This is a genomic window from Halomonas cupida (genome assembly GCF_900142755.1).
Classification (GTDB): Bacteria; Pseudomonadota; Gammaproteobacteria; order Pseudomonadales; family Halomonadaceae; genus Halomonas; species Halomonas cupida.
Window position 1 is genome coordinate 317,316 of record NZ_FRCA01000002.1, and the last position, 15,275, is coordinate 332,590.

General features: G+C 59.1%; 6 protein-coding genes. All 6 read right to left on the bottom strand.

Features of this window, described 5'->3' with window-relative positions; translation table 11 throughout:
• Positions 1-103 precede the first annotated feature (103 nt).
• On the bottom strand, positions 104-1,303 hold the full coding sequence (locus BUE38_RS05630) for an HlyD family type I secretion periplasmic adaptor subunit (RefSeq protein ID WP_234986787.1): 1,200 nt from the start codon (positions 1,301-1,303) through the stop codon (positions 104-106).
• Positions 1,266-3,476: a type I secretion system permease/ATPase gene (locus BUE38_RS05635; RefSeq protein ID WP_084541743.1), complete on the bottom strand. Its 2,211-nt coding sequence runs from the start codon at positions 3,474-3,476 to the stop codon at positions 1,266-1,268. The genes BUE38_RS05630 and BUE38_RS05635 overlap by 38 nt, the downstream gene beginning before the upstream one ends.
• On the bottom strand, positions 3,469-4,701 hold the full coding sequence (locus BUE38_RS05640; protein WP_159438853.1) for a TolC family protein: 1,233 nt from the start codon (positions 4,699-4,701) through the stop codon (positions 3,469-3,471). Before BUE38_RS05640 ends, BUE38_RS05635 begins: the two co-directional genes overlap by 8 nt.
• A gap of 146 nt (positions 4,702-4,847) precedes the next feature.
• A complete protein-coding gene (locus BUE38_RS05645) occupies positions 4,848-9,980 on the bottom strand; it encodes an Ig-like domain-containing protein (RefSeq protein WP_159438854.1) in 5,133 nt (1,710 codons plus the stop codon).
• Between the two features lie 637 nt (positions 9,981-10,617).
• Positions 10,618-11,850, bottom strand: coding sequence for a TolC family protein (locus BUE38_RS05650; RefSeq protein WP_159438855.1), 1,233 nt, complete (start codon positions 11,848-11,850; stop codon positions 10,618-10,620).
• A gap of 146 nt (positions 11,851-11,996) precedes the next feature.
• Positions 11,997-15,275: Ig-like domain-containing protein (locus BUE38_RS05655; RefSeq protein ID WP_200802141.1), on the bottom strand; the 3,279-nt coding region annotated here is incomplete at its 5' end.

The following is a 15,275-nucleotide window of genomic DNA, read 5'->3' on the forward strand; positions in this document are numbered from 1 at the left end:
GCATTGCCGTATTCAACGCCTGGCTGCTGACAAGTGTCGGATACCAGACACCAGGGGACATCCGTTATATTCCAGACATGATGTCCGCCGGCATAGCTTTCCTTCAATAAAGCTTGGCTTTCACCAACGGCTTCAACAGATAGCTGAGCAGAGTCCGCTCTCCGGTCTGAATATCCACCTGCGCCACCATGCCAGGGCGAATGTCCAGACGTTCTCCCTTCCTTTCCAGATGGGCTTCGTCAGTACGTATCAGCACCTCATAGAAGGATTTCTTGCCCTGTGGCGTTTCCTCCTCGATGGTATCGGCACTGATCTGCTCAACGGTACCTGACAGGTCGCCATAGATCGTGTAGTCGTAGGCGGTGATCTTGACGCTGGCCGGCATACCTGGCGCAATGAAGGCCACGTCCTCGGGACGAATACGCGTTTCGATCAGCAATTGATCCTCCAGCGGTGTTATCTCCATGATTGGATCACCTGGCTGGATGACACCGCCCACCGTGTTGATCATGACCTCATTGACCCGGCCATTCACTGGGGAATGGATTTCGGTACGCAGCAACTGATCATTTCTCTGCAGCAGGGTCTGTTCCATGGCAGACAACTCAGCCTGCTTGCTGGAAAGCTCGGAGTAGGCATCCTGGACATAGGTGTTGCGCATCTCGGCCAGCTTTCCCGCCAGGGAGGCAACAGACTGCTGAAGCTTCAGCAACTCCATTTCGCTGACCGAACGCCTCTGCACCAATGGCTGGAGGATGTTGATCTGTTGCTGTGTGACCGCCATCTCGTTCTGAATCGAGCGTTCCGCCTCTTTCAGACGATAACGGCGTGCCTCGAACAGTGAACGCTCGGACCGGGCCAGCTCACTATCGGGATCAATGGTGTCGGGAAACTCGATACTCTCCTGCTCAAGAACCTCCGCTTCGAGTCTCGCAATGGCCGCGCGCAGCACCTGAGTCTGACTGAGTGTCTCACGCCAGGCACTGCGAAACTGTGTATCGTCGAGACGCAGCAACGGCTGCCCACGCGCGACCTCGTCCCCTCGTCTCACCAGCAGCTCAGCGAGGATGCCCCCTTCAAGACTCTGGATCGTCTGCATTCGGGACAATGGCACTACCCGGCCATCTCCACGCGTCACTTCCTCGATCGTGGCCCAGGAAGCCCAGGCCACAAAACCGAGAATGATCAATACGCACAGCCAAAGCACCGGATGCGATAGTCGACGTGGCCCTGCCTTCGGCCGAAGCTGCTCAAGGGCCTGCTTTTCAGTTGCCAGGTGCTGTTGTGTAGCCTGCATCGACATCGCGGCGATCTTCCTTATCCTGGTTCACTGTATTGAGGCGCTGTCTCGCATCACGCGAGGCAGAGACTTCCACCCGGTTGCCGTTGACAACAGAATTCACCGGGCCATCCATGACACATTTGCCGTCCTTCAGAACAACCGCTCTTGTGACCAATGACAACAGCGACTTCTTGTGTGTCGATACCAGCAGGGTTCGCCCCTCGAGCCAGGACTCGAGAAAGTGAATCACATGCTGCTCGTTGGTCTGGTCGTAAGCGGACGTGGGTTCATCCATCAGCACGATACGTGGGTCCTGCAGGATGACGCGGGCAAGCCCTACGGCCTGGCGTTGGCCTCCCGAGAGGCTGCCATTACCGGCAATAGGCATATCCAGGCCCAGCGGGTGACGGCGTACGAACTTGCCCAGCCCAACGCCATTAAGCGCCTCGAGCAGAGCATCGTCATCATGTGCCCCGCCATCGAGAGTCAGGTTGTCTCTCAGGGTGCCATGGAACAGGGCAATATCCTGGGGGAGATAGCCGATGGCCCGTCGCCGATCCACCGGGTCGATCTGCTCCATGCGGACGTCGTCCAGCACCACACTGCCGGATCCAGGATCGACCAATCCAGCCATGAGACGCAACAGGGTCGATTTGCCGGACCCATTGCCGCCCAGTAGTGCTACCCGCTCACCGGCATCCACCCTCAGAGCCGCCAATGCCAGCGCTGCGGGAGCATCTTCCTGCCAGGACAGTGCCACATTCTCCAGCTGATAGTTGCCCTGGAGTTTCGGCTTACGGACGAAATTTCTTCCCGGGGGACGTTCCACCGGCGCTTCCATCAGGGCATCCAGCCCCTCCATGGCCACCTTGACGTGCTGCCAGCGCGCCAGCAGGTTGGCCACCTGCGACATCGGCGCTACAGTCCTCGAGGTAAGAATGGTGCAGGCGATCAATGCCCCGACGGTGAGTTCACCCGCAGCAATCAAGTAAACACCGACGATCACTACCCCGACATAGGTGAGCTGCTGCACGGTGGCGGCGGCATAGGCCAGGCGCGCTGACAGGCTACGCTGCTGCATACCGGCTTCTGCCAGATCCCGGGACAGGTTCTCCCAGAGCGCGAGGTGCCGACCTTCCGCATGGGTCGCCTTGACCGTCTCCAGATGTTCGATCGACTCCAGAAGAACGCCCTGGCGTACCGCGCCTTCGCGAAGATTCTGTCGCGACAGTCGGGACAGTCGCCCCTGAGCCAGCAGGCCCGGTACCACCATCAATACAATGGCAGCGATCGGCACCCAGACCATGGGGCCACCAATGAAGAAGATCACACCCAGGAACAGCAATACGAAGGGAATATCACTGATTGCCCCCACCGTGGCAGAGGTCAGAAATTCCCTGACGGACTCGAATTCACGAATCTGGCTGCTGAAGGCCCCGGTCGACCCCGGTTTTGCCGCCAGACGCAGTTGCATCACCTGGTCGAACAGCCGTGACGACAGCTCCAGATCCAGCCCCTTGCCGGTGGAATCCAGCAGGTGTGCTCGCAGGCTGCGCAACAGAAACTCCAGCAACACCGCCAGCGCCACACCACTGGCGAGAATCCACAAGGTAGAGAAGGCCTCATTGGGGACGACCCGGTCATAGACCTGCATGGCGAATATCGCCGTGGAGATGGCCAGCAGATTGGCCATCAATGCAGCCACCCCCACTTCTGCGTAGATCCCACGACGCTCCTTCAGTGGCGTCTTGAGCCAGTGTCCCGGTGCTTCCCGAGCATAGTCGCCAGCGCGTTGGTCGGGCTTGAACTGTGGACGAGCCACTACCACCGTGCCGGTATGGCGCTCCGCGAGCTCGCTCTCCTGCCAGGTTTCACAGCCACCAGCACTTTCCGGCGTCAAGACGGTGAATTGGTCATTCGAGCGGGCCGCGACCACCACCCAACGATCATCGTTGAGCTCGATCAGCACGGGAAACAATGTCTCGTTGAGTGTTTCTATCCGACTCTCGACCATCCGAGCCTTCATCCCGGCTCTTGCCATCGCCCGAGCCACATGCGACAGCGGCAGGCACCCCTGTTCAAGAGGCATACCATCGCCCAGTTCTGCGACGCTGCTGGTCTGGTTCTGGTGCTCACACAACAGCACCAGACCTTCACGCAATGGATCCCGGCTTCCTGTCCCGGATCTATTCATTCCTACCTCCTGCCATGTGCGCTGGTATGCCCGGCATTACGGCATCCAGCATTCCCAACTGTGAAGCGGCTTGATACTGCAGCCGATAGAGTTCGACCTTCAGGTCCACGCTCTGACGAGCGGCCTCGAAACGTTCACGTTCGATACTGAGCAGATCCGCTACATCGCGAAGACCGGCATCGAACTGTTCGCGATAGGTGGCCGCCACACCCTCGGCACTACGTACCTGTTGCAGCAGCACATCCTGACGCATCATCAATACATCGCGCTGTTCCAGTAGCCCGCTGACAGTACGCTCCAGATCCATCAGGGTCGCCCGATGCGAGTACCTTGAAGCCTCTACCCGCTGTGTTGCCGCCTCGGCACGACGCCAGTTGGACAGACCCTGGATCGGCTCCATGCGCACACGCAAGGCGATGACCTGATCGTCCTCGACCTGGCCACCGATTTCACGACGCAACAGAGAGCCTTCCAGATTCAATTGCGGCTTCAGCGCAGCACGCGATTCATCCAACTGCGCCTCTGCAGCCACCACCCCGGCCTGGCTCCGGTTCAGAGCCGGTGCCTCGGCGATGGCGTCATCCAACACCTGGGGAGATTCCAGTGTCTCCAGCAGGTCACTATGCGGCACGGGTTCCTGGGTCGTCAGCAGCTCGCGCTGCAACAACACCGACAGTTGCCGTTGTGCTTCACTCAGGCTACCTCGCTCGATGGATAGCTGCTCCCGAGCCCGGGCGAGATCGAGGCTGGCCCGCTCGCTTTCACTACGGTCGCTATAGCCACTGACATCTCGCTCCTGAGTCATCGCTGCCAGCTCATCCAGACGCTGAAGATATTCCTCCACTACGGCAACACGCCGTTGTGCAGCAATGACATCCAGATACAGCTCGATGATATCGAGTGCGACTTCGTCACTGGTGACCTTGAGAGCCGCGAGGCTCTCACGGTGCTCCGCCGACGCCGTGTCCACCTGAGCAGCGATACGCCCCCAGTCATACAACACCTGGGTGGCGGTGACGTCGTAACCGATTTCACCGAATACTGCGTTCTCGGGACCGGCAGACATGCTCACAGAAGGCCAGTAACTGTCCCTGGCGATATCGACTTCCGTCGCCACGCTACGCGCCTCCGCTTCTGCTGACATCACCGAGGGGTTGATGGCCAGTCCTCGGCTCACTGCCTCGGACAACGTCATGGCCTGAATACTGCCAGGCGACATCGCCATGGCAGCAACCAGAATTCCCGACAGACCACTCATTCCCGACGGACAACTATCTCCCGACAGACAATTTCCTCGCTGAAGAACGGATGTCCGGAAGAGAGGCGCGATGCCGAAGCGCCTTCCACCACCTCTCTTCCGGTTTCTTCCGATCAGGCCACCTCCACGTTGACAGTTTCGTCGACCAGCAAGGTCGTGCTGCCAAGGTCGTATTCCGCATAAACGGAACCATCGATGTCCTGCTGATTGCCGGTCGCCGTAGCTCCCGAGACATTCAGGGTGTCCGACTCGTCACCCGCGATCTGCAGGATATTGTCGGTATCGGTCAGTTCGATCACAGATTCCTCGTTTAAAGTCAGGGTTGAACCAGCATCACCATCCACCAGGTCGATGCGCTCCAGGTTTTGCATGTCGCCCTGAACCAGAGTGGCATCCAGATCGAAGCCACCGTCCAGTTCAAGGGTATCGAAGCCATCGCCACCGTCGACCATGACAAAGCCGTCATCGCCGATCTGCAAGGTGTCATCGCCAGCCCCGCCGCGCAGGATGTCATTACCTCCACCGCCAATCAGGATGTCGTTGCCCTCATAGCCATACAGGCGGTCATGGCCTCCATCACCGGTCAGGGTATCGTCGCCAGTGGTGCCCTCCTGGATGTAGTCGGGCATGCTCTGCAGGCTAAGTAGCGTCAAACCTACCAGGCTACCGGAGTCCGCGCTGTCCGTGGCGTCTCGGCTATCGGTCACCTCGACTTCGGTCCCACCCAGCAGGGAAAGGTCCAGCGTACTGTTGGCGTAGTGCACGGTGGCCAGGAACTCGTTGATGGCCAGGTTATCGATATCGCCACCACCAGCATCGGTGATGGTCAACCAGTAGCTGGGGCCGAGCACATTAAGTATCCCCGAATCGGAATCCGGAACCACGGATAACCCCAGTTCATCCGCAAGAGCGGTTGAGTAGTCAAGGCCGATGGCGCCGAGAGTCACGCCAATCAAGGCACTGTTGGTGACCACCACCTCACGTAGATCACCATCCTGATCGTAGGCCGCCAGGTCCTGGTCACTCAGATCAAGCAAGCCCAACGCATCAAGCCCAACAAGCCCCAGCAAGCTGGTGTCCGTCGAGAATGCCTGAGGGTCATCATCGACCGCATTGAGCGTGGAAGTATCCGTCACCGTACCGGTATTGCCTGTGGCATCAGTCACCGTCATGGTGACGACAAGCCCACCATCGGTCAGGCTACTCAGATCCTGACCTTCCACCGTTACCTCACCGGTATCCGGATCCAGCGTGATATCCGCCGCATCAACGACGATATCTGCCGTGGCATCGTCGCTATCACTGATCACAATGCTATCGACGGTGCTGTCTACTTCCACCTGGCCGCTCAACGCAACACTGGTGACCTCGGCGTCATCGACGACACCGTCACCATCCAGGAAGGCAATACTGTTGAGGCCATCCCCGGTCTCGGGCGGAGTGACATCGACTACCACGACGCCAGGCACCGAGCGGCTATTACCGGCGGTATCCGTCGCAGTGACGGTAATATCGTTGTCGCCTTCCGCCAGTGCCGGGAAGCTATCGTCCGCCAGGCTCCAGGTCCCGTCACCGTTGTTGATGGCGTCGTAGTCGGTGCCATCCACTGTGACCGTAATCGTCGCATCCGGGTCATCCACCGTGCCGCTCAAGGCCGGTGTGGTGTCGTTGGTGGTCAACGGATCCAGCGCCACCGTCGGTGCGGTCGCATCCAGCGTGGTGGTGTCGGTGATGGTGCCGGTATTGCTGGCCGCATCCTCGACCTCGGCCGTCACAGTGAGCTCGCCGTCGGCCAGACCGCTCAGGTCCTGGCCAGCGACTGTCACCACGCCCGCGGCATCGATACTGATATCCGCCGGATCCACGGTGATCTCGTTGGTGCCGTCACTGATGACCAGGTTGGTGATGGTATTGCCAGGCTCCACTTGGCCGCTCAGCGTCACACTGGCTGCCTCGTCGGCGCTCAACAGCTCATCGCCGCCATCATCAAAGGCAATACTGTTGAGACCATCGCCATCGGAGGGACCGGTGGTATCCACGGTCACTGTTTCATCCACGACCGTTTCATTACCCGCCGCATCGGTGGCCGTCACGGTGACGGTGCTGTCGCCTTCCGGCAGCTCTGCTAGGGTGCCGTCAGGCAGGCTCCAGGTACCGTCGCCGTTGTTGGTGGCGTCGTACTCCGTGCCATCCACGGTGACCGTGATGGTCGCGTCCGGATCATCCACCGTACCGCTCAGGGCTGGCGTAGTGTCGTTGGTAGTCAACGGATCCAGAGTTACATCCGGAGCAGTAATATCGATGGTCAGCTCGAAAGCACTGCTTTCGACGCTGACATTCCCCACAGCATCCGTTGCCGCCGCAGTAAAGCTATAGTCACCTTCAGCCAGAGCATCCGGGGTGAGGCTCCAGTTTCCGACGGCATCGGCAGTCGCTATGCCGATCGATAAGCCATCCTGAAATACCTCCACGATACTGCCGGCTTCGGCCGTACCCATCAATGTCGGTTGCTGATCGTCGGTACTCTCGCCACTGCTCAATTCCCCCGTTTCCGGACCGACATCATCAACCGCAGAAATCAGTGGTGCAGAAGGCGGAGTTGTATCAGCGAGATCGACATCGGTCGTGACACTCGCAGGATCGCTGGTATTACCAGCCTCATCGGATGCAGTGACGGACACCTCTGTAGCATCGGGTAGTGCCGGATCAAACAGAACGCTCCAGTTACCCGCAGCATCGGCGACAACGGTGCTATCTATGCTGCCGTCGTTATCGACATCAATATTGATCGTAGTGCCCGCTTCCGCCGAGCCGGACAGCACAGTTCCATCACTGGCATCGACCACTGGCACTGCAGGTGCCGTGGAGTCCACCTCCACCGCTCCAAGCTCTCCTGGTTCACTGGTATTACCGGCTTCATCGGTCTGGCGAGCCTGGACGTCACCCTCGGCGTACACACCCTCTGGCAAGACAAAGCTATCCCCGGCTCCCGGCTCCCAGGTCGTGCCACCATCAACCGAGAACTCCCAACTTGCTTCAGGCTCTATGCCAGTCACCGCGACGTTTCCATCACTGGTAATACCATCTCCATCCACATTGGTATCGTTGCTCAGCTCAATCAGTGGCGCAGCAGGAGCAGTCGCATCCAGCGTGGTGGTATCGGTGATGGTGCCGGTGTTGCCGGCCGCATCCGTGACCTCGGCAGTGACGGTGATCTCGCCGTCCACCAGGCCGCTCAGGTCCTGGCTGGCCACCGTTACCACGCCCGCGGCATCGATGCTGATATCCGCCGGATCCACGGTGATCTCGTCGGTGCCGTCACTGATGACCAGACTGGTGATGGCATTGCCGGGCTCCAGTTGGCCACTCAGCGTCACGCTGCCTGCCTCATCGGTACTCAGCAGCTCGTCGCCCCCATCATCAAAGGCAATGCTGTTGAGGCCGTCGCCATCGGAGGGACCAGTGGTGTCGATAGTAACTGTCTCATCCACCGAGACCTCATTACCCGCCGCATCGGTGGCCGTCACGGTAACGGTGCTGTCGCCTTCCGGCAGCGCCGCCAAGGTGTCGTCGGCTAGACTCCAGGTACCGTCGCCGTTGTTGGTGGCATCGTAGTCGGTGCCATCCACGGTGATCGTGATGGTCGCGTCCGGATCATCCACCGTGCCGCTCAGGGCCGGTGTGGTGTCGTTGGTGGTCAGCGGATCCAGCGCCACATCAGGCGCGGTCGCATCCAGCGTGGTGGTGTCGGTGATGGTACCGGTGTTGCCGGCCGCATCCTCGACTTCGGCCGTCACAGTGAGCTCGCCGTCGTCCAGGCTACTCAAATCCTGGCCGACAACCGTTACCACGCCCGCGGCATCGATACTGATATCCGCCGCCGCGACAATAACCTCGTTGGTGCCGTCACTGATGACCAGACTGGTGATGGTATTGCCGGGCTCCAGTTGGCCGCTCAGCGTCACGCTAGCCGCCTCGTCGGCACTCAACAGCTCGTCGCCACCATCATCGAAACCGATGCTGTTGAGGCCATCGCCATCGGAGGGACCGGTGGTATCCACGGTCACTGTCTCATCCACGACCGTTTCATTGCCCGCCGCATCGGTGGCTGTCACGGTGACGGTGCTGTCGCCTTCCGGCAGCTCCGCCAGGGTGTCGTCAGGCAGACTCCAGGTACCGTCGCCGTTGTTGGTGGCATCGTACTCCGTGCCATCCACGGTGACCGTGATGGTGGCGTCCGGATCATCCACCGTGCCGCTCAAGGCCGGTGTGGTGTCGTTGGTAATCAGAGGGTCCAGAGTTACATCCGGGGCGGTGGTATCGGGAGCAACAACATTGGTCGGCTCGGATTCGTTGCCCGCCGCATCCGTCTGGGTGACGTCCAGTGCTTCACCATCGGTCTGCGGTTCATCCAACTCGACGACGAACTGGCCATCATCATCAACCGTGCCTTCACCGATCACCACGCCATCCGGGTCGGTCACGGTTACAGTTGCGCCCGGCTCACCATCACCGCTAACGGTGGTGCCATCGTCACTTACCACGACATTGGCGGGGGCATCCGGGGTGGTGGTATCCGGAGCTACCACATTGGTCGGCTCGGACTCATTGCCCGCCGCATCCGTCTGGGTGACGTCCAGCGCTTCACCATCGGTCTGCGGTTCATCCAACTCGACGACGAACTGACCATCATCATCAACCGTGCCTTCACCGATCACCACGCCATCCGGGTCGGTGACCGTCACGGTGGCGCCCGGCTCACCATCCCCGCTGACGGTGGTGCCATCATCACTTACCGCGACATTGGCGGGAGCATCCGGGGCGGTGGTATCTGCATCGCTTCCACCACCGCTACTGCCACCTCCACCCGCGGAGGCGACAGCCGCGATGGTGCCAGCAGCTCCGAGGGCCCCCAGGATTGCCCACCCAGCTACACCATCATCAGATGATGGCTCTGCAGCAGTCACCATGGCGAAGTCAGCCATCTCTCCCTGAGGGATATAGCTCGCCACAGCAACGCTTCCATCCGCTGCCGCCGGGCCCAGTTGAGCCCAGACTATTTCCCCGCTTTCATCCACCAGGTAGAGCTGGCTGGTTCCAGAGCCACTATCTACATAAAAGTCGAGGATCTTGATGGACTGGCCGTCCACAGTCTCGATGACAAGATCGGAACCGTCTCTGGTTAGCTGTTGAATATTGGCTGGAGCAAGGTCCAGCAGAACTTTCGAAGGCTCTTGAACAGCCACATCTCCAACTAAAGTCCAGGAAGCTGCTTCTTCAAACCCTGCATTAAGCGGCGTGGTCTTGATATTCATTCATCGAATCCTTTTGTAGTTATTTTCTACTCATTTCAATAGCCTGGATGTAGAAAATGGATTTCTATACGACTCTGAATACACTTAAGCACCAGCTTATGCAGTTAATTACAATAACGCCAGTATTAATGAAGAAATAACAAATAAAACAATAAAACAAACATATGGAATCCAAAAAAACACACTTGGTTACAGAAAAACAAAGAGCAATAGCCTATATCGCGACTTTCTATTCACAGTCATTCAAACAAAAAAACAGCAGCACAACACTCTCCATAAAAACAACGCCTTACATCAGAACTGCACCACTTACAGCATATATCCCTCTCTCGACAAAGCCATAGGCATAGAGATATGTGGTCCACTCAAAACTCTTTTACATATAGTAAAGAAACCGAACATCCAGACGCATAAAACATCGGATACCGCTGAGTTCTCGGCTTTTCTGTCTCCTGAGATTATCTAACGCCCTGCCCTTGATGACTGTCTGTCTCGATATCACTCTGCCATTCCACGGCATCAAGGCCCAAGTCACATACCTCCTCAAACCTGACGTCCTGTTCATGGCCTATTCATTCCTGTCTCCTGCCATGTGTGCTGGTATGCCCGGCATTACGGCATCCAGCATTCCCAACTGTGAAGCGGCTTGATACTGCAGCCGATAGAGTTCGACCTTCAGGTCCACGCTCTGGCGAGCTGCCTCGAAACGTTCACGTTCGATACTGAGCAGATCCGCTACATCGCGAAGACCGGCATCGAACTGTTCGCGATAGGTGGCCGCCACACCCTCGGCGCTGCGCACCTGCTGCTGCAGCACATCCTGACGCATCATCAATACATCGCGCTGTTCCAGCAGGCCGCTGACAGTACGCTCCAGATCCATCAAGGTCGCTCTATGGGTGTATTTTGAAGCCTCGACTCGCTGTGTTGCCGCCTCGGCACGACGCCAGTTGGACAGGCCCTGGATCGGTTCCATACGCACACGCAAGGCGATGACCTGGTCATCTTCGACCTGGCCACCGATTTCACGGCGCAACAGAGAGCCTTCCAGATTCAATTGCGGCTTCAGCGCAGCACGCGATTCATCCAACTGCGCCTCTGCAGCCACCACGCCGGCCTGACTCCGGTTCAGAGCCGGTGCCTCGGCAATGGCATCGTCCAGCACCTGGGGAGATTCCAGTGTCTCCAGCAGGTCACTATGCGGCACGGGTTCCTGAGTCGTCAGCAATTCGCGCTGCAACAACACCGACAGCTGTCGTTGTGCTTCACTCAGGCTGCCTCGCTCGATAGATAGCTGCTCCCGAGCCCGGGCCAGATCGAGGCTGGCCCGCTCGCTTTCACTACGGTCGCTATAGCCACTGACATCTCGCTCCTGAGTCATCGCCGCCAGCTCATCCAGACGCTGAAGATATTCCTCCACTACGGCAACACGCCGTTGCGCAGCGATGACATCCAGATACAGCTCGATGATATCGAGTGCGACTTCGTCACTGGTGACCTTGAGAGCAGCAAGGCTCTCACGGTGCTCCGCCGATGCCGTGTCCACCTGAGCAGCGATGCGCCCCCAGTCATACAACACCTGGGTGGCGGTGACGTCGTAACCGATTTCACCGAATACCTCGTTCTCGGGACCAGCAGACATGCTGACGGACGGCCAATAGCTGTCCCTGGCGATATCAACTTCCGTCGCCACGCTACGTGCCTCCGCCTCTGCTGACATCACTGCAGGGTTGATGGCCAGCCCGCGGCTCACTGCCTCGGACAACGTCATGGCCTGAATGCTGCCAGGCGACATCGCCATGGCAGCAACCAGAATTCCCGACAGACCACTCATTCCCGACGGACAGCTATTTCCCGACAGACGATTTCCTCGCTGAAGAACGGCTGTCCGGAAGAGAGGCGCTATGCCGAAGCGCCTTCCACCACCTCTCTTCCGGTTTCTTCCGATCAGGCCACCTCCACGTTGACAGTTTCGTCGACCAGCAAGGTCGTGCTGCCAAGCGAGTATTCCGCATAGACGGAACCATCGATGGTCTGCTGATTACCGGTAGCAGCGGCCCCCGAGGCATTGAGGGTATCTGCCTCGTCACCCGCGATCTGCAGGATATTGTCGGCATCGGTCAGCTCGATGACCGAGTCCTCGTCCAGCGTCAGGGTTGAACCGGCATCACCATCCACCAGGTCGATGCGCTCCAGATTCTCCAGGCTGCCCTCAACCTGAGTGACATCCAGATCGAAGCCACCATCCAGTTCGAGGGTATCGAAGCCATCGCCACCGTCGACCATGATGAAGGTGTCATCGCTTATCTGCAGCGTGTCATCACCAGCACCGCCGCGCAGGATGTCATTGCCCCCACCGCCGATCAGAGTGTCGTTGCCCTCATAGCCATACAGGCGATCGCTATCATCTGTACCTTCAAGGGTGTCAGCACCACTGGTACCTTCCGTGATGAAGCTGCTATTCGGGTTCAGCAGGCTAAGATCAGCCAGTTCAGTTGCCGTATCCGTTCCCGACTGCCCATCAGCAGCGGTCCCCGTGATAGCAAAGGTTGGCAGCACATTGACGTCGGTTCCGAGTAGGCCTCCTCCCATACTTACCGTGGCCAGAAATTCGTTAATGGCCAGATTGTCGATGGTGCCACCATCCGCAGCAGTGATTGTCAGCGTCGCAGGGTTACCTATGCCCAACAGCATGAACATTTCTTCGAATTCGACGTTCAACCCCAATTCGTTAGCCAGGTCCTGCGAGTAGTTCAAGGAGTCCTCACCAACCCCCAGCAGACTCAATATCTGAGTGATCGAAAGTACAGTGCTCATTTCGATCGTGACGGATTGCAGATTATTGTTCGGATCGTAAGCCGAGAACACCTGGTTGCTGAGATCGACAAGCCCCAGGGCATCCACACCGATCAAGCCCAACAGCCCGCTGCTGCTGACGTTGACAAACGGAGCGGTAGCATCGACATCAAAGCTTACGGCGCCGGAAGCAGCCGAGACATTACCTGCCGCATCAGAAGCGCTGGCCGTGACGCTATAACTGCCATTATCCAGCCAGACGGGAATGGTCACGCTGGAGGCGCCATCCGCCACGTCGTCTTCGGTCACGGTGTAATCGATAGTGTTGACGGTATTTCCCGCACCGTCTTCAACCATCAGGGTCAGGGTATCCCCTGCTTCAGTATTCGCCCCCAGCGTTACCTCGGTCTGAATGCCATCGCCCATCTCCCCTGAGTCGATTAGACCGTCATCCGCCTCGGCGATCGCCAGAGTTGGCTGTCCAGGGCCGGTCGCATCGACCACTATCGCACCAAGTGAGGCAACAGCACTGATGTTGCCAGCCGAATCACTCTGGCGCACCTGCACATTACCGTCAGCGTAACTGTCTTCCGGCAACTCAAAGCTACCGCCAGAACCGGCCTCCCAGGTCGCCCCCCCGTCAGTTGAGTATTCCCATGTGCCATCGGCTACAAGGTCTGTGACGTTAACAACCCCATCGCTGGTAATGCCGTCATCAGCGGCGACGCCTGTATCGTTAGCCAAAGCGATGGTGGGAGCGTCGGGGGCCGTAACACTCAGGGTGGTGGTGTCGGTGATGGTACCGGTGTTGCCTGCAGCATCCGTGACCTCGGCGGTAACGGTGATCTCGCCATCCGCCAGACCGCTCAGGTCCTGCCCTGCGACCGTCACCACACCCGCGCCATCTACCGTGATATCGGCGGCCGCTACAGTGATCTCATTGGTGCCGTCACTGATGACAAGGCTGGTGATGCTGCTGCCCGCTTCCAGTTGGCCACTCAGGGTGACATTGGCAACTTCATCGGCGCTCAGCAGCTCGTCGCCGCCATCATCAAAGGCAATACTGTTGAGACCATCGCCATCGGAGGGACCGGTAGTGTCCACGCTCACTGTCGCGTCCACTGCCGTTTCATTACCGGCCGCATCGGTGGCCGTCACGGTAATGGTGTTATCCCCTTCCGGCAGTGCCGCCAGGGTATCGTCGGGCAGGCTCCAGGTGCCGTCACCGTTGTTGGTGGCATCGTAATCCGTGCCATCCACGCTGACCGTAATCGTCGCATCCGGGTCATCCACCGTACCGCTCAGTGCCGGCGTCGCGTCGCCGGTGGTCAACGGATCCAGTGCCACGGTCGGTGCCGTCGCATCCAGGGTCGTGGTATCAGTCAGCGAGAGAGCGCCGCCCGCAGCATCCGTGCCCTCGGCGGTGACGGTGATCTCGCCATCCACCAGGCTGCTCAGATCCTGACCAACGACCGTGATCGCGCCGGTGTCCGCGTCGATGCTGATATCCGCCGGGGCCACTGTAACCTCGGTGGTGCCATCACTGATGATCAGGCTGGTGATAGTGCTGCCGGGCTCCAACTCACCACTCAGAGTGACATTGGCCGCTTCGGTGGCACTCAACAGCTCGTCACCGCCATCATCGAAGCTCAGGCTGGCGGTGACCCCACCGCCACTGTCGGAGATCGTGATCGTCGCATCCACGGCCGTTTCATTGCCTGCTGCATCGGCAGCCGTCACCGTGACGGTAGTATCGCCGACTGGCAGTGCCGCAAGGGTGTCGTCCGCCAGACTCCAGGTGCCGTCACCGTTGTTGGTGGCATCGTAATCCGTGCCATCCACGCTGACCGTTACGGTCGCGTCCGGGTCATCCACCGTACCGCTTAGTGCCGGCGTCACATCGTCGGTGGTCAGCGGATCCATCGACACAGTCGGCGCGGTATTATCCGGTGCCGTGGCTGTGGCAGGCTCCGACGCATTGCCTGCCGGATCAGCCTGGACCACTTCCAGCGCTTCGCCATCCACCTGCGGGGTATCCAGCGTGACCTCGAACTGGCCACCATCGCCAACAGTGCCTTCACCGATTACCGTGCCATCCGGGTCAGTCACGGTTACAGTTGCGCCCGGTTCACCGGAACCGGTGACCGTGGTGCCATCGTCACTGACCGCAACGTCGGCAGGAGCCGCCGGCGCAGTGTTGTCTGGTGCAGTCGCGGTGGCGGGCTCCGACGCATTGCCTGCCGGGTCAGCCTGGACCACTTCCAGCGCTTCACCATCCACCTGCGGGGTATCCAGCGTGACCTCGAACTGACCTCCGTCGCCGACAGTGCCTTCACCAACCACCGTGCCATCCGGGTCGGTTACCGTCACGGTTGCGCCCGGCTCACCGGAACCGGTGACCGTGGCGCCATCGTCACTGACCGCAACGTC

Coding starts and splice junctions, on each gene's coding strand:
- BUE38_RS05630 (WP_234986787.1), bottom strand. CDS start 1,303: ATGTCGATGCAGGCTACACAACAGCACCTGGCAACTGAAAAGCAGGCC.
- BUE38_RS05635 (WP_084541743.1), bottom strand. CDS start 3,476: ATGAATAGATCCGGGACAGGAAGCCGGGATCCATTGCGTGAAGGTCTG.
- BUE38_RS05640 (WP_159438853.1), bottom strand. CDS start 4,701: ATGGCGATGTCGCCTGGCAGTATTCAGGCCATGACGTTGTCCGAGGCA.
- BUE38_RS05650 (WP_159438855.1), bottom strand. CDS start 11,850: ATGGCGATGTCGCCTGGCAGCATTCAGGCCATGACGTTGTCCGAGGCA.